The organism is Mucilaginibacter sp. RCC_168, assembly GCF_041355315.1.
GTDB lineage: Bacteria > Bacteroidota > Bacteroidia > Sphingobacteriales > Sphingobacteriaceae > Mucilaginibacter.
On the sequence record NZ_JBFUPN010000001.1, the window covers coordinates 1 to 21753 of the forward strand.

Genomic DNA, 21753 nt, shown 5'->3' on the forward strand with positions numbered 1-21753 from the left:
TAACCATAACCCGTATCCGGGCGCGATGGTTTGATTCCCAGAGTGATCAGACTGTCGGTTGCAACTGCCGCTTGCAACGATTTTTCAATAGCTGTTACAAAGGCGTCCTCGTCCAGGATCTGCTGATCTGAAGGGGCCACTACGATAACCGCTTCCGGGTTCAGGCTTTCGATCTTAAAACAGCCATAAGCTACACAGGGTGCTGTATTGCGCATCACCGGCTCGGTCAGGATCTGGCCATCGGCCATATCCGGCAGCTGCTGTTTTACCAGTTTGGTGTAGTTCTCATTGGTCACTACATAAATGTTTTCTTTGGGGCATACTTTCAGAAAACGTTCGTATGTGTTTTGGATCAGCGTTTTGCCTGTGCCCAGGATATCTATAAATTGTTTGGGATGCGATGACCGGCTTATTGGCCAAAAACGGCTTCCGATGCCGCCTGCCATGATGATCGCATAATTGTTTTTATTCATCGGTGTTAAGGGGGTTAGTAGCATGTGGTATAACGAAATTACTTTATAATTATCATTTAAAGAACATTGTTGCCATTTATCAAGGCTTAAAATATATAATAAAAAAGCAGTTACGAAATTCGCAACTGCCGGGAAATATATTTTTTCAGGCGTAAACAGATCATTTTTCTAAAACATTAGTACCTATTGATCGTACCTGGAATCCTATAGCTCTTAATTTATCAGCATCAAGTAAATTCCTTCCATCAAATACCTTGGCGGGCTTCAACATGCTGTCATAAATTCTTTGCCAGTCATACCCTTTAAACTCATCCCACTCGGTTAAAACAGCAATAGCATGTGAACCTTTGCAAGCCTCATAGGGATCTTCGAATACGCTAACCCCTTTTTTATTTTCTTCTTGCTCACGGGTGCGCAGGTAATCCAGATCGGCATACACTTGCTCTTCCGGCACCTTTGGATCATAAACAGCAATATCAGCCTGTTCATGTAATAAATGATCGGCTACATAAATAGCTGCTGATTCACGGGTATCGTTTGTATCCTTTTTAAACGCCCAGCCTAAAAATGTTATTTTTTTCCCGTTAACTGTGTTATATAGGTTCTTGATGATCTGGTTTGCAAACCGTCTTTTCTGGTGATCATTCATAATAATTACCTGTTCCCAATAATCAGCTACTTCCTGCAAACCATAACTACGGGCGATATACACCAGGTTTAAAATATCTTTTTGGAAACAAGAACCACCAAACCCTACTGAAGCTTTTAAAAACTTAGGGCCAATTCTGCTGTCTGTTCCAATTGCTCTTGCAACCTCATTAATATCTGCTTCTGTTTGCTCACAAATTTCGGTAAGTGAGTTTATGGATGATACACGTTGTGCCAAAAATGCGTTAGCTGTTAGTTTTGACAATTCCGATGACCATACATTTGTAGTTAATATACGTTCTCTTGGTATCCAATTCGCATATACGTCAACTAATGCCTGTACAGCAATTTTGCCTTCAGGGGTGCTGTCACCGCCTATTAATACACGATCAGGAGCATCCAGATCTTCTATTGCCGTTCCTTCGGCCAAAAACTCAGGATTTGACAATATTTGAAACTGAACATCATTTCCTGTATGTGTAAGAATATCCTTTATAGCACTTGCTGTTCTGACAGGTAAGGTAGATTTTTCAACAATAATCTTGTTATCCTTGGCAACACTTGCAATTTGTCTTGCACAAAGCTCAATCCACTTCAAATCAGCAGCCTGCCCTTTACCTGCACCATAAGTTTTGGTTGGTGTATTAACAGATATAAATATCATTTGAGCTTCGTCTATGGCTTTGTCCACCTCGGTAGAAAAAAACAAATTACGTCCTCTTGCCTCAGCTACTACCTCGCTCAAACCAGGTTCATAAACAGGGATATTTTTTGTATCCTCATCATTCCAGGCTGCAATACGTGCCACATTCAAATCAACTACGGTAACTTGAATATGCGGGCATTTTTTAGCAATTACCGCCATGGTTGGGCCACCTACGTATCCTGCTCCAATACAGCAAATCTTCGTAATATTTTTCATGTAATTTAATTGTCAATGTTAAATGTAATACCCAGGTTCATACCCAGCTCCATTCGCTATATTACGACTGGTTTATAGTTTTTCTATAGTATAGTGTGTATTAACGTTTATTATAGTACGCAAAATCCTTGTGGTTTATTTCTTTTTCGGGCAGGGATTTAAAATAATCCAGGGTGATCTTTAAGCCCTCGCTCCGGGATACTTTGGGCTCCCAACCTAAAATAGCTTTGGCCTTGGTGATATCCGGCCGGCGTTGTTTAGGGTCATCAACCGGTAAGGGCAGGCTGATGAGCTTTTGATCTGTACCAGTCAGCTTGATGATCTCTTCACCAAATTGTTCAATAGTGATCTCATCCGGGTTACCGATGTTTACCGGTTGTGCGTAATCACTGTGCAGCAGGCGGTAAATGCCTTCAACCAGGTCGTCTACATAACAAAATGATCGGGTTTGTGAACCATCGCCAAACATGGTTAATGATTCGCCTCTTAGCGCCTGACCAATAAATGCGGGTAATACACGCCCGTCATTTAAGCGCATTCTGGGGCCATAGGTATTAAAGATCCGCACGATGCGGGTCTCCAGGCCATGAAAAGTATGATAAGCCATGGTAATGGCCTCCTGGAAACGTTTGGCCTCGTCATAAACACCTCTTGGACCTACCGGGTTTACATTACCCCAGTATTCTTCAGGCTGGGGGTTTACGTTCGGATCGCCATAAACTTCAGAGGTCGAAGCGATCAGCATCCGGGAACCTTTGGCCAGTGCCAGTCCCAGCAAGTTATGTGTACCCAATGAACCTACCTTTAAGGTCTGGATCGGGATCTTTAAATAATCAATAGGACTTGCCGGCGAAGCAAAGTGCAGTATGTAATGCAGCTCGCCGGGAACATGTACAAATTTGGATACATCATGATTATAAAACTCAAAATTCTCCAGTTTAAACAAGTGCTCAATATTACGCAGATCGCCGGTGATCAGGTTATCCATGCCAATTACATGGTAGTCTTCTTTGATGAACCTGTCGCACAGGTGCGAACCCAGAAAGCCGGCTGCTCCGGTTATTAATATCCGTTTACGAGTTGACATATTTATCCCAGACTTATTTATATTTAGAAAGAAAATCCTGATAAGCTAACTTGATACCCTCTTCTAACTCAACAGTATGTTTCCAGCCTTTACTATGCAGCTTAGATACGTCCATTAATTTTCTTGGGGTTCCATCCGGTTTCGAGGCATCAAATTTAATCTCACCTTCATAACCAATTATTTTTTTTATGAGTATGGCCAAATCCTTGATTGACAAGTCTTTACCCGTACCTATATTCACCAAACCGGCCTCGTCATAATTCTGCATCAGGTAATAACAAGCTTCAGCCAGGTCATCAGCAAATAAAAATTCGCGCATTGGTGAACCTGTACCCCAGATGGTAACATCAGATGATCCCTGTACTTTCGCCTCGTGAAAACGACGGATAAGCGCAGGCAATACATGTGAATTTTGTGGATGATAATTATCATTATAACCGTACAAGTTAGTAGGCATTACCGAGATAAAATTACACCCGTACTGATCACGGTAAGCATCGCACATTTTTATACCTGCAATCTTGGCTATGGCATAAGGTTCGTTGGTCTGTTCAAGCAATCCTGTTAGCAGATAATCTTCTTTTAAAGGCTGCGGAGCCAATTTAGGATAAATGCAACTTGAACCCAGGAACATTAGTTTTTTCACCTCATTAACATAGGATGAATGAATAACATTGTTCTGGATCTGCAAATTTTCATACAGAAAATCTGCCCGGTATGTATTATTAGCAATAATGCCACCTACTTTAGCTGCAGCCAAAAATACATAATCAGGTTTTTCAGTGTCAAAAAACTCCGTAACTGTCCGCTGATCACGAAGATCCAGCTCGGATGAATTACGGGTTATTATATTATCAAACCCTTCTTTGTGTAATTTTCGATATATAGCAGACCCCACCATGCCTTTATGGCCTGCTATATATATCCTGGAATTTTTATCCATTATATCGTTTATTCAAACTGGTTTCTAATAGCGTAGCCTGAATCCTTTAACAATTTCTCTCTTCTAAAAAGATCAACATCAGATGCTACCATTTCTTTTACAAGGCGTTGCAGATCATACTTAGGCTCCCAACCAAGTTTGGTTTTTGATTTTGTAGGATCGCCTATTAAAAGATCGACTTCGGTTGGGCGGAAATACTTTTCATCAACAGCAACTACTTCTTTACCAATTTCAATTTGGAAATCAGGATTTGCACAGCTTACTACATAACCCTTTTCTTTTGCACCTTCACCTTTAAATTCAACAACTATTCCAACCTCTGCAAAAGCCAGTCGAACAAACTCGCGCACTCTTGTGGTTACACCAGTAGCAATAACATAATCTTCAGGTGTTTCTTGTTGCAGGATCAGATACATCGCTTCAACATAATCTTTAGCATGTCCCCAATCTCGTTGTGCATCAAGGTTACCTAAAAATAATTTATCCTGTAAACCCATTGCAATCTTAGCTGTTGCTCTGGTTATTTTACGGGTTACAAATGTTTCACCACGCAAAGGGCTCTCATGGTTAAATAAAATACCATTACAAGCATAAATGCCATAAGCTTCCCTATAGTTAACTGTTATCCAGTAAGCGTACATTTTAGCAACCGCATATGGTGAGCGGGGATAAAAAGGTGTAGTTTCTGACTGTGGAACAGCCTGAACCAAACCATATAACTCAGACGTAGAAGCCTGGTAAATTTTTGTTTTTTTCTCTAACCCTAAAATACGGATAGCCTCTAATAATCGTAATGTTCCGATACCATCAGCATTAGCTGTATACTCCGGGGTATCAAAACTTACCTTCACATGAGACATTGCACCAAGGTTATAGATCTCATCTGGTTGAACTTGCTGAATGATACGTATTAAATTGGTGCTATCACTTAAATCACCATAATGTAGCATTAACCTTTGATCATCATCATGGGGGTCCTGATACAAGTGATCAATCCTATCAGTATTAAACAAAGAACTACGGCGTTTAATACCATGCACTTCGTATCCTTTAGCTAATAACAGCTCTGTTAAGTAAGCACCGTCCTGTCCGGTAATACCTGTAATGAGGGCAATTTTTTTCATAGTTTATATAGTAATGACTTAAAATACTTAAATATCAACACCAAAAAAGCCTGGTCTTTTTGACTATTTACATAATTATCAATAAAAACCCTGCAATATAGTATTAAAATCGCTATTTAATTAATATTTTCACAAAAATAAAGGATATTGTTAAACAATGTTATTGATAAAGTTTCCCATAACATTATCTATATTAAGAAACCTTAAAGCATAATCTCTGGCGTTTTTCCTTTTTAATTCCATATCTGCATTCATTTGAACTTCCTTAATGGCTTTTGCAAGCAGTTCTTCATTTTCAGGTTCAACAATATACCCTACATCATATTTATTGACAACATTATATAATGATGTGCCTTTAGAAGAGGTAACCATACAAATCCCGCCTACTGCCAAAATGGTTGTTAACTTAGATGGCATCACCAGGTCACTTGCTTCTGCTTTTTGTAAAATAAGGTGCAGATCGGCCATATTTAAAAACTCATTAAACACATCTTTTTCCTGAACTGGCAAAAACTGAACATTTTCAAGTTTTCGTTCATTGGCTGTTTTGATAAGCTTCTCTTTATAGGGGCCAGAACCACAAATTATAAATTTAACATTTTTTACATCAAGCAAAATTTCGGCAACTTTCAATATGTTATCAAGCCCTTGCTTTTCACCTATTGCACCAGAGTACAAACAAACTATATCATTTGTTTGATATCCCCACTTATTTTTTAATAAATGACGGGATGGAAGCGGAAAAAAGAGAGTTGTATCCACCCAATTTGGAAAAAACAAAACATCCTTATCAACTTTAGCTTTTATCTTACTGATCATTCCTTCGGAAATACTACTTACATAATCGGCTTTAGTCAGGATATTTTTTTCTATCTTAAATATATAATCAAACAGCTTTTTGCTTGATAGCATATTTAAATCCTGTGCCGCTTCAATCTGGAGATCCTGAATATGGTACAGTAATTTACCTCCATTAAATTTTCTGAGCATTAAACCCAGATAAGCTAAATGAAAAGGTGGTGCGATAGTAATGATCAGATCATATTTTTTTCGTGTAATAACAAGCTGAAGAACTTTCCACAACATAGATGACCAGAATGAAAAATCCTGTATTATTCTTTTTTTTCCGGTTGGATCTGCAGGCACGTATGACGGACAGCGAAATATTGTTAGCAAATTACCGCTTTGCGGATACTTGATTACCTCTTTCTTATACCAGCGGTTTTTATAAGGCGGTTGTACTTTCCAATAAGGATAATAAGGATATGTAGTGATAACAGTGCATTTACAGCCGTTTTTAGCTAACCAATCGATCATCTCACCATTGTACTTACCAATACCTGTAGGCTCCGGTGAAAAATTATGACTGATTAGGAGTATACTTTTATTACCTAAATGTTTATCTGAAGTAATCAACCTTAAAATTTTTAGTTAAATTAGATATTAATTGACGATTTTAAGAAAAAGTTAAACCCACCGATGTTTATAAAATTGGGGACCTGCACCCTTGTAAATGCTATTTGAATTTAAACTACTGGTAACTATCGAACCCGCCGCAGTAACAGTATCAATCCCAATAATTACTCCCGGACCAACAAAGCAACAAGCGCCAACCCATGAGCCATCCTCAAGTGTTATAGGACCGTTCCTGTATGGCATTGCCGGATTACGAAAATCATGATTACCACCACATAAAAACGCCCGCTGGGATACACAAACATTATTCCCTATCTTAATAGTATCAAGATTCAAAATAAAAACCTCCTCACCTATCCAAACATCATTTCCAACTTGTAACTTCCAAGGCATATGAATATTTACCCTTGGTTTAATAACTACATTGGAACCCATTTTGGCTCCATATAATTTCAGAAAAAAAACTTTTAATTTACTGGGAAAAGGGAAGGCAGTAAGAAAGAATAACATCTTTATGAGGTACCAAGTTATTTCGGTAAATTTACTCGCGCCTCTATTTAAACCAATCTTGGGATCAAAATCATTTAATCGTACTTTTGAAATTTGAAAAGATTCATTCATAGTGCACTACCGTTATTTCTATCGTAAATAGCTAAATACATTTATATAATTCGGCTATTTATTCAGGTATCGTTTTATAATTACCTTTTCTTTGCAGAGAAAGTATAGTGATTAGTTTATTTGCTGCAGTAAGTATTGTAAAATGGTTATGATAGGTTTTTAACGCATCACGCCCCATATTCATCTGCTCCTCATTTGTCATATTCAACCATTCTCTTAACATACTTAATGTTCCAGCCATGGTATCATCCTTAATTATTCCCCCTTTATCAGACTCAATTTCACGCCAAATATTTACTTGATTTGATATTAATACCGGTTTACCACAGGCAAGCGCTTCAGCCACTGCAATGCCGAAATTTTCCTGATGACTTGGTAATACAAATGCCTGACAATTGTAAAATGCCCCCCATTTTGCATCTCCTTCCAGCATTCCCGGAAAAAAAACGGATGCTTTCACTTCAGGAAAAGACTCAAGTTGTTTCTGTAAACTTTTTCCATATTGTGTATCCAAACCAGGACCAGCTATAACCAATTTTGGTATTTCTTTATTATTAGCCTTGAATTCTGTATATAATTGTTTATAGGCTTCTATCAAAAGGTCAACACCTTTTTTTTGGTGAATGCGGCTCAAAAAAAGCAAATATGGCGCTTCTCCTAATCCCGGGCATTTGGCTGAAAAAGCTGATGACATCTCCTGGTTATATACTGGTGGTGATGCTACGCCATAGCCAACATTGTATTCCTTTTTCGGCTTATACCGGCTAAAGGTTTCGCGTGCCAGTAACAATTCAGTTTCGCATGTAAACAATAGTCCGTCTGCCTTATTAACTACATTACGCTCTACCAGTTTCCAATAAACCCAATTTCGGATCGCTTTTAAACGGCGCTCCTTTGCCCGTTGAAAATAAGGATCAAGCATACCATTCGGCATTACAAAAAGCTGTATCATTTTTTCTGGCGAGCGTTTTTTTAGCTTATTGAAAACTTTAATGGCGGCGTAGCTGTGATATGTCCATAAACCATTAACAATTACCATATCAAACCTGCCCATATTTGCTTCCAGCCATGGCTTCATGTTTTTACTATAATGCCAGGGTCCCAATCCGGGGCCTACTGCATGTATTTTGAGCTGCTCCTTATTATCTAAATATGGCGAATACGGCGAATCTAAACATACTGCCTCTCTTGTTACACCCATATCCATCATAGCTAAATTCAGATTTCTGATTCCTTGAGAAGGCCCACCATTTATCGGGTTCATGCTATTTATAATATGAAGTATATTCATTTTTTATTATATTGTGTCTTTTGGGCAATTCTTATCTATTTTTAGATAACAGTGGTTTTTAAAGCCTCAATTATAGTTAACGCTTTTTTTTAAGCCTCCCGTACTAACTTGCTTTGCCTGGTTAACCTGTTGTTGCAGGTTACTAAAAATTGTTTTTATCCCTGCTACTCAGGAACTTCTTCAAAGGGTCAGTTTCCTGCATAAATTTCCTGATATAATTGAAAATACATATCAGCAATTCTATCTCCATTATACTTTAATCTATTTGTTCTGCCGTTATTAATTAGGTTTTCTCTGAATGTTTCATCATTGATCACTTTAAGTATACCGGAACGAATGTCTTCAATATCATATGGATCTACAAGACAAGCAGCATTATCTGCAACCTCGGGCATAGAAGATATTCTGCTGGTAACTACCACCCTTTCAACTGTATTGGCCTCTACTATAGGCATACCAAAACCTTCAAAGATTGAAACAAAAGCCAATATATCACACTCCTTATACTTTTCAAGCATCCTTTCATTTGATATATTATATTCATAACTGTAATCAATATCATTTTCCTTTAGGGCAGATAAATATTCATCAGATAATTTTCCAACGATGGTTAAATGGCAGTTTATACCCCGAATCGCCTCAATTAGCCTTACCAGGTTTTTATTATAACCTGTTCCTATATGCAATATAATGGGTTTTTCTTTGTTGAATACTTTTGGATAGGGTTGATAGAGGGAACTTACGGCTACCGGAATTACCCGTATAATAGAAGGGTCGACACCTGTATAACTAATGATTTCGTTTTTAGTTACTTCTGAAATAGCAGTTACAATTTTTGCTTTAGATACCGGTGCTTTCAGATATAGCCATTGGATTATTTTTTTAACTAATCCTTTTTTTCTTATCATCATTCCACAATCTAAAATAGTCAAAACTACTCGTTTTTTCCTCATCAACAAATCAAGGAAATGAATTTCACCTGTCACGTGATTTATATCATCACCTTGTCTCAGACCCGCTTCTATGGTATTTACAAATTTACTATAGTAACCATCATTATAACATTTAGATACATAAACGGTAGCGTCAATCTTATCCTTTAATCTTTTCCTGATATCTTCAAAAATAAATTCAAGGCTAAAACTAAATCCTTTACGCGGCCTTCGTTGAAAAAAATTAACCTTTATTTTTTTATTTAGTATTTCTGAGTTCTTCATCGATTAAAATTTTTAATACATCATAAAATTCCAGATCATAATTCCATCCCAATGTTTGTTTTGCCTTAGTATTATCACCATAAATATCAGGTATCTCGGTTGGCCTGAATAAATCCATATTGATAACCAGACAACTTAACGGAATATTTAAGTATTCAAACACATATTCAATTATTGACCGAAGTGAAACAGATTGATTTGAACAAATTAAATAATCATCCGGAACATCTTGCTGAAGCATTAAATACATAGCCTCAACATATTTTGGAGCCCAGCCAAAATCACGTTTGATATCAATATTGCCAACTTCTAAAGTACTTGCTTGCTTATTCTTAATGCGAATAGCTTGTAAAATTATTTTTTTTATAAAAAAGTTATCACTACGAAGAAAAGACTCGTGGTTAAATAGAAACCCACTGCAACTAAATATCCCATAAGATTCTCTGTAATTTTTGGTTATCCAGTGGGCTGCTGCTTTTGATATGCTATATGGGCTTATGGGGTTAATAATGGTGGTTTCTTTTATGGGTAATATGGCGTTTCCAAAAACTTCGCTGCTTGATGCTTGATAAAATTTACAATTAAGATCAAGCATTCTTATGCTTTCCAATAAGTTGAGAACAGAAACTACATTAAATTGAATAGTTCCAATAGGTTGTTTGAAAGAAAGAGAGACGGAGCTTTGAGCAGCTAAATTATAAACTTCATCAGGCTTATATTCTTTGATAGTTGCAATTACCTGAGAAAGATCTGTAAGATCGCACTCAACAATTTTCACCTTATCTTTTATTCCCAGATATGAAAGGCCTTTAATGTTTCCATTAGAATAACTTCTAACCAAACCAATTATTTCATAATCCTTCTTTATTAATAAATCGGCTAAATATGCACCATCTTGCCCTGTAATTCCTGTTATTAATGCAATTTTTGACATAAAAGTTATAAAAACAGTATTAATGTTCCATTATTTCAATAGCATTGTGTTATTCACTGTTAAATGAAGCCATCACAAGTCCTCCAATTAGCATTGCAAAACCTAATGCTGTTGGCTGCCCCCATTGGCCATTTGCTAATATCACTAAACCAAAACTTAAAAGCATCCAGGGTAATAAATCACCTTTTTTCAAAAAGGCAAAACTTTTTCTTAAAAGCTTAACACATAATCTTAAACGAATAAAAATTATTGTTAAACCCATAACTGCCCCCATTTCACCCATTAACCTGCCCCACTCTTCCTCTGCAATCAAAAACACCTCCCTATCTCCAACTAAAAGCTGAGCACCCACATTGGTACCCTTACCTATTCCCTGACCAAAAGGAGGCCCTTCAACGCCTGAGGTTATAGCTCTGATCATCCCACCGAAAAACCTGTCTCCTATTGTTCCTTCAATAACCCCGCCTTCACCGGCACTGGCATTCTCAAATCTTACACTTAACGCTTGTATAGCAGTTTGGATGAAACTAAGCTGACTTAATAATGCAAATAAAATAATTATAGCAAAACCAATCATGACAATTTTACCTGCAAAACTGGGCTTATTAATAGTATACAAACCTACGAATGCTATACTGATAGCTATTTCGGCAATTAAAGTTCGGCTTATTGAAAGCGGCATAGCTGTAATTAAAGCTACAGTAGCGGCAATAAGTAATACCCTGTTAATACTATTAGGATTAATCCAAAAATAAAGAACATAAGCGGCCACTAATCCAAAAAACAATCCTATACCATTAGTAAAAGAGAAAGTACCTGAAGGCCTGAAGAAGCCTAAAGCACCGCTAAATCCCGAACCTCCTGAATCGTTACCAATTCCTCTATTAACCAATGAACTTTGAGGGCTGTAAAACTGCAGTGCTATCAGAATTACCATTGGAATAGAAATCCATAAAGTTGCTTTCCCTATCTTTAGTACATCTTCACGATTAAAAACAGAGCCAATAACAAACATAAACGGGAAATAGACAACAAAAATCCTGGCTCCATAAACTGCCACTATCAAGTTCCCATGCCCTATTGATAATGCAAAAATCGTTGCCAATATGCCAATAAAAACAACCATACCTACCATATGGTTATTAAATCTAATCCCTTTTTTCCAGGCCGTATAAATTAAAAATATCGCAATAGGATCTCTAATTATCAATAATGGCGCAGACCAAAAAGGTAATACCCATTTCCGTAATGCACCTTCAAATATTAACAGAAAAAAATAGACCCAAATTCCATTTTTTAAAAGTTTTAAAGGGTCATTTTTAACAATTTTCTTTTCGTACTTAATATTACTGTTTATTGAAGATTGAACCAAATGCGTATCTTGTAAATTTAATTCTGCCATCTTTATTATTTTGATATCGATAGTTTAACATTTACTGATAAAATCAACAATAGTAGATGCGTAATTTTCCCAAGTATAATTGGCCGAATGTTTTCGGGCTTTTTCCCCCATCTGTGGAATCTCGTTACGGTTTTCCAAAAACCAGTTTAATCGGTCGGCTATAGCTTCTGGTGAACGGATTGGCACCAAAAATCCAGTTTCGCCTTCTATAATTAAATCGGACCCGCCGGTATTTGGCGTAATAATAAGCGGAAGACCTTGACTCATTGCTTCCTGCATTACTAAGGCCCTCCCCTCTGCTATGGATGGAAGACAAAATACATCACATGAACGCATTAATTCCAAAACCTGATCATGCGGCCTCCCGGCTTCATATGTAAAATCAGAAAATTGTTTTTTATAAAATTCAAGCGGCGCAAGCAATGAACCCATTACAACCAGCTCAATCGCCGGGCTATTAATCAGTTCAATTGCTTTAAATAAATCTCCAAGTCCTTTTCTCTGCGTCATTGAACCGACAAAGAGCACGCGTAAAGGTTTGTTTGTTTTTGATGTATTCTTGACAGGCAAGTTACCAGTTAATATTTTAGGTGAACCGAAAGGAGCCATAATAAGTTGTTTATTGCCGACTAATTTTTCAGGAAGTGAGTCAATTACAAACTTACTTGGGCATACAACCACATCAGCGAGTTCAAGTTCCTGAACTTTTCTATTAAGTTTTTCTTCTGAATCCTTCATCCCCCCACCCAAAGCAGGAATCCATTCAGGCAAACGATCAGCCTCTTCCATTATTAACTTCCTGTTCGTTTCCCAATAAACTATGGGTAAATCATATACGCACTTAATACCTAAATTTTTTGCTGCTTTAAATGTATTCAACGCACCATCATCATACGCATATACTGTATCAACGTTTTTGTTCCTATGAATTTTCATCAGATGTTGTGCAGCTGCATAATCAAAACTCTGATAAACAGCGTCAACACTTGCCCAACCTTTTTCGTGTCGGGTTAATAGATTCAACCCGGTTTTCGTAAAGATCATCCGACACGTTTCTCTAAACGAATGTGTCCATAATAGTTCGGGAGGAACATCAAAATATCTTCTTAATAATTCTTTTCTCACACCTTCGGGCATAAGTTTAAGAAAAAATGCATTCGGATCAATAGCAATTGCAGTACCAAATTCCGAAAGCAACTCATCGTTTACCAGTTTAACAAGTAACGCTCGTACAAAATTATTCCCTGAAGGATGAGTAATAAATACTTTCATAGATCGTCTCTAACTGATTAATTAAACGGTATTAAGTTATTGTTTATGAAAAAAATTCTTCGGGTCAGAGAGACATTTTCGCCAATTAGCTGCCATAATATTATATGAATAATTCTGTTCATAATAACTTCTTTGTCTCTCAGGATCAAACTCGCCCATTTTGATTTTTTTAACTAAATTTTTTAAACCTTCAGCAATGGCATTAATTGAAGGTTTTACTAATATAGTATCCGGGTTGTTAATGCAGCAATCTTTAATTGCGCCAACATCAGTAGCTAAAAATGGAACTCCATACGCCATTGCTTCAATTAATATCAAAGGTAAACCCTCCATCTCTGTTGAAGTAAGTACTAATGCATCATATGATGATATTAGATTAGCGGTTTCAGCACCATCAGGATATAATCCCTTAAATCTTACCTGATTGTTCAGTCCCAACTCAGTAGTTAGGTTTTTTAAAAGAGTTTCTTCAGTTCCTCCTCCCCAAATATCAAGAATTACATTTTCACGAATTAAAGCTGATGCAAAAGCCTGTAGCAATAGTGGCAGCCCCTTATTTCCTGCTAAACGTCCAAAATACGATATTTTGTAGACACCATCGTCAAATTTGGACTTCTTATGCAAAACACCTTCAACAGGTAATTCAGGAAAACAAGGAAGCCAATTTAGGCCGGAATTATTCGCCTTACCGGGAAGCAATGTATCCAGCATGGAGGGTGATTGAACCGCAATTCCATCAAACGCACTTACACTTCTTTTAAAAAGAGGATCTGAAAAAGTTCTTTCTGCCAAAAAATCCTGACCTATTTTAAAACAATTATTACTTAAAAACCGGGCAATTAAATTAGGTGAATTTGATAATCCTACACTAATAAACATATCCGGATTTAACAATCTGGCAGTAATGCATGCGTAGGATAATTGATTTACTTTTTTTAAACGTTTAAAATTTGTTGAAGTACGATGAGCTATTTTACAAAGAACCAATTCTTTATCGAATAGCTCATCGACGCCATTATCTGTTATTGCTATAATTTTAATTTCATGCTTTTCATTCAAACAAAAATCAACTAATTTTCGAAAAGCGGTTTGTGCCCCCCCCAATCCATCAACATGCCCCATTAATATCATTTTCATACAGAACCAAATTTATTCAATTTTTAATAAGGAGCGTTCCAAAATTCCTTTCATATCCTATAACATGAATTGGGAATTATTGATTAAAAGCTATTTGAACTTATTACAAATGGCATTGAAAATTATAAACTTGAGGTTTTTATTAAAAACTCTTCAAGAATGAAATTTTGATCACTATTCGGAATGCTTAAATGGAAGTCAATTGTTACCAACAACTACTCGTTCTTATTCCTTGTCCTTTTGAAAAGTCTTCCAAAGAAATTTGGCTGCATATTATTATCTTCTTCTGTATACCCATAGCCGTAACCGTAGCCGTAACCTTGTTGTCCATAACCATACCCTTGCCCATAACCATAGGTAACTCCGCGGGGCTTCAATCCATTAAATATCAAATTCATATTGGTCAAATCCCCACTCACATAAAGGTTATTAATCATTTTCAAATAAGCCTTAGGGGTATAACCATGTCTAATAATATACAAACATGTATTGGCATAATGACTAAGAAGCTTAGCATCTGTAACTAATCCAATAGGAGGCGAATCAATAATAATATAATCAAAATGCTTCTTTAGATATTCCATTAAAATATCAAGTTTACCATTCATAATCAATTCTGTAGGATTTGGAGGAATAGCGCCCGAAGAGATTATAAATAGTTGAGGGATTTCATTTACTTCCTGAACTATTTCATCTACACCTGCCAAATCAGCCATATATTCAGAAAGCCCCTTTTTTAAGGGAATATTTAACATTTGAATAATTTTTGGCTTTCTTAGGTCAAACTCCAACAAGACTACTTTTTTGTCTGCTAATGTCAATGTAACTGCTAAGTTAATTGCTATAAAGCTTTTCCCTTCTCCAGAAAATGAGGATGTAAGCAAAATGACCTTTTTATCTTTATTGATCCCTAAATAATTTAGGGATGTACGAATAGATCTAAACTGCTCAGCAATAACAGTTCTTTTACCATCTTTTATTGCAAATGTTTCTCCAGTCGGGTTGTGCACTATTTCTCCTAAAATCGGAGCATTGGTTTGGTTCTCAATATCAGTACGGAATAGTACAGATCTATTGTATTGTTCTTTAGTTAATACAATTACAGCACCTACAAATACACCTATAAACAGTCCTAATAAATAAATGTTCACTTTAATAGGGCTAACCGGGAAATTGCTGCTTTCTGCCTCATCTATCAAACGACTTTCAGCAACTGCCGATGCTACTGAAAGAGTAGTTTCCTCTTGCTTTTGTAAAAGAAATGTATAAATTGTATTTTCAATAATTTGTTTCCTGTTTATTGCAAGTAATTCCCGTTCACGGTACGGCACGGCTTTTAATACCTCACTATTTCTGTTGCCTTGTGCTTCCAAACTTTTCTCGGTCACTAATAAACTTTTGCGAAGGCTGCTAAGATTTTCCAATATGCTTGGCTTTATCCTGTCTATATCACTTTGCAAAGCTTTAACCGCAGGAGAGTTTTCTCCTGAAATACCACGTGTTTTATCTAAATCCAATTCAGCTTCATAAAGCTTTTGAAGTAATTCTAATAGCAAAGGATCTGACACCGATAGTGTAGCCGGTACGGTGCCAGGCCTGTCTCCCTTTTTTATAACATATTTTTCTATTTGGTCAAGTACTGATAATTGAATTTGAGTTTCTGCTAACTTTTGATCGGTTGATTGAACACTCCCTAAATATAATTTTCCTTGTTCAGAAAGGTCAACGATGCCTTCTTTTGATTTGTAACTCTGAATTTGATCTTCAACTTTTGATAAATCAGAATTAACAATCGCTAAGCGATTCCTTATAAACGAAAGTGTATTTGCAGCAGTTGTATTTTTATCATCAATACCTGCTTTGTTATAAACTCTGATTAAATTATTAAGAATATTCTCTGCTCGTTTTGCGCTTTGATCCGTAACAGTTAAATTTATAACTGATGAATTCTTGGATTTAGCCTCCACAATCAATCGCTTATCAATATCCTTAGCCAAACTATTAACCGGAGTTAACCGTAAATACAGACTCTCATTTCCTTTCTTTTCTTTTTCGGAAAGGGGTTGAATACTTTTATTTTTGTTTATACGAAAAATGCCATAAGGGGTATTAACAGGTACTTCCAGGGGATATTTTTTCCCCGCAAGCAAAACTGCATTTTCTGCCGGTAAATACTTGAATGGTATGATCCGGTTCTCAATAAGTTCAGGGTTTAGTGAAATAAAAATAACCGGGCTATAGGGATAAGCCAAAATATCCCTTACATTTCCTTTAATATACACCTGCGCATAAAGGCCCATATCTGTTACCACTTTTCGCATTAATGTATGCGATTTGAGTACTTCAAATTCATTCTCTAAATTCTTTTCAGAATTAGAAGAAAGACCCAAAAGCTCTAATGCGTCAGTTTTGTCTGTTGGTTTATCTTCTTTAAGTACAATTGATGCATTAGCTTTATAAATTGGCGTTTCATATCTTAGATAAAACCAACAAACTATTAAAGAAATTAAAATTGTTAATACAAAGATTGGCCAATATGGAAGATACTTAAAGGCAATAATGCTAAATATATTTTTTGAATCATCAATCCCCAACGCTCCAGAAGAATTTTCGGTAGTTTTCATTAAGTAAATTATTTTTATGATTAATTACTTGCGTAACAGGATGATTGTTAACGATAGAGCACTTATTATTATAGGTAAAAATTGTACTGTCCGATCCTTGGTTGCCGCCTTAGCCTTTTCAGGATCTACGTAAATGATATCATTATTTTTGAGGTAGTAAATATCATTATTAAAAAATTGACCGTTGCTTAAATTAAATCTTTTAAATACTCTTTTACCATCAATTTCACGAATAAGTAATACTCTATCCCGCCTTGCATAAAGAGTCAAATCACCAGCCAAACCTAATGCTTCCGGTAAGGTAATTAATTCATTTGGTACAGGTATTACGCCAGGATGATTTACTTCACCCAGTACTGTAATTTTATAATTGATAATGCGTATGGTTACAATAGGATCTACCGCTAACTTTTTTTCAGTTAATTCATTTACTATTTTATTTGATAATTCAGATTTAGTAAGCCCCACAGCCTTTATTGAACCCAACAAAGGTAATTTAATAACTCCCGATTCATCTACCAGATACCCATTGAGTAATCCGGCAGCATTTGCTGTTGAATTTGAACTTGAACTTGAAATGCCATTAAACAATAATGTTGTCTGAGGATCGGGGCTGCTAACGGTGATTTGCAAAATATCATTTTTATTAATTGTACTTGTTGAATTTGTAGGGGTAACAACCCCTGTGCTATCTTTTAGAACATTAGTAAAATATGAAATTTTGTTGCTGCTTCCGCATGAATTAAAAAAAAGTAAGCAAGAGAGTAATCCTATTATTATAGGGGTAAGTTTAATGTTTTTTTCCATAGATGAGAGTAAGACACGGCATTTTCTAATTTATTATGCACTAAAAAAACTGTTTTTTCAAAGTGACAAATGTAAAATTTTTAATTTAATTCTAAAATTTAAAGTGGATACGAATTAAAATCCCCCCTCCCGAGCTTGTTAGACTACTAAATTTGCACTTTTATTTTTATGAGTTTTTTTATAACAATATGTTCTTTAAATTGTTTGCTTCACACAAGGCTTTCTTTGTAAAAAACGTTATAACAATATCTTTTTTAAATTGTTTGCTTTGCACAGAGCTTTTTTTGCAAAAAAAACGCAGGTATGTAGTTATAACTTTAATTTCTAAATCATGAATAAATGTTCAATCTGTTTCTTTATTTTTTGTATATGCTATGGAATCTCTATTGATGTACAAGCTATCCCTCGTAGGTTTCCGGATAAAAGGATATCTAATAATTCAACAACTGAATTATTGGAATCATTCTTCAATCGTGAGCATACACAAATAACTGACAGTATTTCGAAGGGCTCAATTCCAATTTCTTTTTCTATAAAAAAGGCTGGGTATGTTACCTTAGTAATTGAGCAGCCAAATGGGTTTAGGGTAAGGAATTTAGTTTCTGAACAATGGTTCCCTGCCGGTAAAAATATAGTATGGTGGGATGGGATGAGTGATTTGGCACGTGATGCCGATGCTGCAAACCATGGTTTATATCAAATTCCCCAACAACCGGTAAGTGCTGGCGCCTACACTGTCAGGGGTTTAGTTAGAGATAAGATTACAACTCATTATGAGTTTTCGGTTTATACAACCGGTACTCCTCCATGGAATACCGCAGACCATACAGGAGCCTGGCTGGCTAATCATACTCCTCCAATGGCAACGGTTTTTCTACCATCAAACCAATCTCCTACCGGACAACCGGCGGTTTATCTCGGCTGCTTTGTTACAGAAGGTGGCCCGGACGGGTTGGCATGGGTTGATTTAGAAGGGCACAAACGCGGGGGCAAAAGATGGCTTGGTGGTAACTGGACAGCTGCACCTTATTTGGCGAGAGACGCTGGTTCACGAGCAATTGCAGGTGATAATGCATATGCAGCTTCCGTATGGAATTCTTCCGGGGCTAAAGGCGATGGAGAATTACGTGTTTCTGCCATTACAACCACGAAAGACATGCCTGTAATTGTTTATCCCATAGGTAATATGGGTGTAGATCCACATGATTTGGATGGAATTATTGCTCAAATCGGAGGCATGGCCGTAAACAACGGTTTAGCTGTTGTGAGTTTAAGTAAAAAAAATCAATTGATTTTTATAGACATAAAATCAAAAAAGGTTTTAGGGTTTTACAATATAAAATCGCCTCAGGGATTAGCATTTGATGCAAAAGGTGGATTATTGGTTTTGTCTGAAACAAACCTTTTGCGTTTTGACATGCTAAACCCTGGCCAGCTTTCTGCGCCTAAAACTCTTATTACATCTCATTTAATAGCTCCATTCGGAATAACTACTGACAATCAAGGCCAGATTTATATAAGTGATAAGGGCAATAGCTGCCAAATAAAAGTATTTACTCCTGATGGAAAATTAATAAGAGCAATTGGAAAGCCCGGGGCGCCTCAAGCAGGGCCTTACGATCCTTTACATATGAATAACCCTGCAGGAATCACTATTGATTCGAAGCAACACTTATGGGTAACAGAACAGGATTTTTTTCCAAAGAGAGTGAGTGTATGGACTTTAGATGGTAAATTAGTTAACGCATTTTATGGGCCTGCTAAATACGGCGGCGGCGGAACACTCGATCAAAACGATAAAACGCTCTTTTATTATTCAGAAGCTCAGGGAGCAATGAAATTTAAATTGGATTGGAATAGTGGCACTTATCAGCTTAAGCAGATTTATTACAGACCTTCAAGCACAGATATTAAACTCCCTGTAAATTTGGGTTCGGGCCCAGAAAAGCCTCTCTATTTTAACAATCGCAGATATTTTACAAATTGCTATACTAACAGCCCTACAAATGGTATGTCAACTGCCTTTCTATTTATTGAACGGAATGGTATTGCTCAGGTAGTTGCCGGAATGGGGCTGGCAAATGATTGGGATATTTTAAAAGGGGATAAATTTAAATCGCACTGGCCTCCTGGTGTGGATCTTAATAATAGCAGTCCCAATAATCAAACTTTTTTTATTTGGTCTGACCTTAATGAAGATGGTATGGTACAGCCTGATGAAGTTGCCTTTCAAAAAACAGGTGCAGGAGGGGTTACCGTAATGAGTGATTTATCTTTTTGTATTGCTCATATTGGTGATTCTGCAATGCAATTTTATCCGGTTAGTTTTACAACAAATGGTGTTCCTGTTTATAATATTACCAAAGGAAAAATATTAGTAAAAGGAGTACTTCCACAAGTGTCTACTGGAGGAAACCAGGTTTTAACAGCGCCTAATGCCTGGACAGTTATAACGCTTGGCGTAACTCCTTTTAATGCATTATCTATAAGTGGGGTAAAAGATGGTACCCCCAAATGGAGCTATCCGGATTTATGGCCCGGACTTCATGCTTCGCATCAATCACCGACTCCCGATCGTCCTGGAGAATTAATTGGCACTACAAGACTTTTGGGTGATTTTATAAAGATAAAAAACTCAACTATTGGTCGTATATGGGCTATAAACGGCAATGAGGGCAATGTGTATCTGTTTACTGATGATGGTTTGTTTATAACTACCTTATTTAAGGATGTACGTTCTGGAAAACCGTGGAATATGACATCAGCACCGCGCAATATGAATCTTGATGCCCTCTCCTTAAGTGATGAGAACTTTTATCCAACTATGACACAGACTTCTGATGGCCTGGTGTATTTAGTAGATGGTAATCGTAGTAGTATAATACGATTGGACGGTTTGCAAAGTATACAGCCTATCCCTGCAATTCCTTTATCCGTTACAAATAAAAATATAACACAATATAATACCTTCATGGTAAAAACCGAGGAAGCAAGGCAACAGTTGAAACAAAAAAATAATATTTTGTTAATACCGATTAAAGATCGTCCTCCGGTTGTGGACGGCAAATTGGATGATTGGAATGGGGCTAATTGGGTTGATATAGACAAAAGAGGCGTAAAAGCTAACTTTAACTCTAACTCTAAAGCTTATAATGTTACCGCTGCTTTGGCTGTAAGTGGTGATCGTCTATATGCTGCTTATCGTACTAATGATAATAATTTACTTCGTAATTCTGGAGAAATGCCTGTTGCTCCCTTCAAAACAGGCGGGGCTTTAGACCTAATGATAGGTGCTGATGGCACAGCTGACCCAAACCGGCAGAATCCTGTTGCAGGAGATTGTCGTATAATTATTACCCTAATTAAAAACAAACCGTTAGCACTTTTATATAGAGCAGTTGTACCCGGGACAAAAACCGAGTCCAAAATTCCATTTTCTTCGCCTACAAGTACGGTTACTTTTGATCGTATTGACGACATATCTTCTCAAATTCAATTTGCTGGAACAAATGGTAATTTTGAAATCTCTATTCCAATTTCCATAATAGGATTAAAGCCCAAAGCCGGATTGACTATAAAGGGTGATATCGGTATTTTAAGAGGTAATGGAGGTGAAACTACCTCAAGGGTTTATTGGAATAATAAAGCCACTGGGATAGTGGCCGATGTGCCGTCTGAAGCGATGCTTACTCCAAAATTATGGGGGGGATTTCAGTTTAAAAATAACCCATAAATTCAAATTTAATAATATTGGGTTTTATGCATTATTAATAGGATTTCCTTTAATAATAAGATGAATTTTTGCTATAACAAGGTTGACATGCTATGCAAAGTT

At 36.6% G+C, this 21753-nt stretch carries 16 protein-coding genes; 1 reads left to right on the forward strand and 15 read right to left on the reverse strand.

Annotated features, from left to right (window positions below):
- The 15 genes from AB6735_RS00005 to AB6735_RS00075 form a co-directional block, all read right to left on the reverse strand.
- Positions 1-473, reverse strand: a 473-nt coding sequence (locus tag AB6735_RS00005) for a sugar phosphate nucleotidyltransferase (RefSeq protein WP_370993751.1), incomplete at its 3' end; no start/stop codon positions are given.
- A 160-nt stretch (positions 474-633) separates the two neighbouring features.
- Positions 634-2043 carry a UDP-glucose 6-dehydrogenase gene (locus AB6735_RS00010; RefSeq protein ID WP_370993752.1) on the reverse strand — a complete coding sequence of 470 codons (1410 nt, stop codon included), beginning with the start codon at positions 2041-2043 and terminating at the stop codon, positions 634-636.
- 100 nt (positions 2044-2143) lie between these two features.
- Positions 2144-3130, reverse strand: coding sequence for a UDP-glucuronic acid decarboxylase family protein (locus AB6735_RS00015; RefSeq protein ID WP_370993753.1), 987 nt, complete (start codon positions 3128-3130; stop codon positions 2144-2146).
- A 13-nt stretch (positions 3131-3143) separates the two neighbouring features.
- Positions 3144-4073 (reverse strand): GDP-L-fucose synthase family protein, encoded by a 930-nt coding sequence (locus tag AB6735_RS00020; protein ID WP_370993754.1) that lies wholly within the window; start codon positions 4071-4073, stop codon positions 3144-3146.
- 8 nt (positions 4074-4081) lie between these two features.
- Positions 4082-5197: a GDP-mannose 4,6-dehydratase gene (gmd, locus tag AB6735_RS00025; RefSeq protein WP_370993755.1), complete on the reverse strand. Its 1116-nt coding sequence runs from the start codon at positions 5195-5197 to the stop codon at positions 4082-4084.
- Between the two features lie 150 nt (positions 5198-5347).
- Positions 5348-6613 (reverse strand): WcaI family glycosyltransferase, encoded by a 1266-nt coding sequence (locus AB6735_RS00030; protein WP_370993756.1) that lies wholly within the window; start codon positions 6611-6613, stop codon positions 5348-5350.
- A gap of 51 nt (positions 6614-6664) precedes the next feature.
- Positions 6665-7234: a WcaF family extracellular polysaccharide biosynthesis acetyltransferase gene (locus AB6735_RS00035; RefSeq protein ID WP_370993757.1), complete on the reverse strand. Its 570-nt coding sequence runs from the start codon at positions 7232-7234 to the stop codon at positions 6665-6667.
- Between the two features lie 58 nt (positions 7235-7292).
- Complete coding sequence (locus AB6735_RS00040; RefSeq protein WP_370993758.1) at positions 7293-8498, reverse strand: glycosyltransferase; 1206 nt, start codon at positions 8496-8498, stop codon at positions 7293-7295.
- 215 nt (positions 8499-8713) lie between these two features.
- Entirely contained in the window at positions 8714-9742 is a 1029-nt protein-coding gene (locus AB6735_RS00045; protein ID WP_370993759.1) for a glycosyltransferase family 4 protein, read from the reverse strand.
- Positions 9717-10676 (reverse strand): GDP-mannose 4,6-dehydratase, encoded by a 960-nt coding sequence (locus AB6735_RS00050; RefSeq protein ID WP_370993760.1) that lies wholly within the window; start codon positions 10674-10676, stop codon positions 9717-9719. Before AB6735_RS00050 ends, AB6735_RS00045 begins: the two co-directional genes overlap by 26 nt.
- A gap of 49 nt (positions 10677-10725) precedes the next feature.
- Positions 10726-12078, reverse strand: coding sequence for a hypothetical protein (locus AB6735_RS00055; protein ID WP_370993761.1), 1353 nt, complete (start codon positions 12076-12078; stop codon positions 10726-10728).
- A 24-nt stretch (positions 12079-12102) separates the two neighbouring features.
- Positions 12103-13350, reverse strand: coding sequence for a glycosyltransferase family 4 protein (locus AB6735_RS00060; RefSeq protein ID WP_370993762.1), 1248 nt, complete (start codon positions 13348-13350; stop codon positions 12103-12105).
- Between the two features lie 36 nt (positions 13351-13386).
- Complete coding sequence (locus AB6735_RS00065) at positions 13387-14487, reverse strand: glycosyltransferase (protein WP_370993763.1); 1101 nt, start codon at positions 14485-14487, stop codon at positions 13387-13389.
- A 215-nt stretch (positions 14488-14702) separates the two neighbouring features.
- Complete coding sequence (locus tag AB6735_RS00070; protein ID WP_370993764.1) at positions 14703-17111, reverse strand: GumC family protein; 2409 nt, start codon at positions 17109-17111, stop codon at positions 14703-14705.
- A 24-nt stretch (positions 17112-17135) separates the two neighbouring features.
- On the reverse strand, positions 17136-17918 hold the full coding sequence (locus AB6735_RS00075) for a polysaccharide biosynthesis/export family protein (protein WP_370993765.1): 783 nt from the start codon (positions 17916-17918) through the stop codon (positions 17136-17138).
- A gap of 331 nt (positions 17919-18249) precedes the next feature.
- On the opposite strand from AB6735_RS00075, the gene AB6735_RS00080 reads away from it, so the two are divergent.
- Positions 18250-21651, forward strand: coding sequence for a hypothetical protein (locus AB6735_RS00080; protein ID WP_370993766.1), 3402 nt, complete (start codon positions 18250-18252; stop codon positions 21649-21651).
- Positions 21652-21753: the final 102 nt, after the last annotated feature.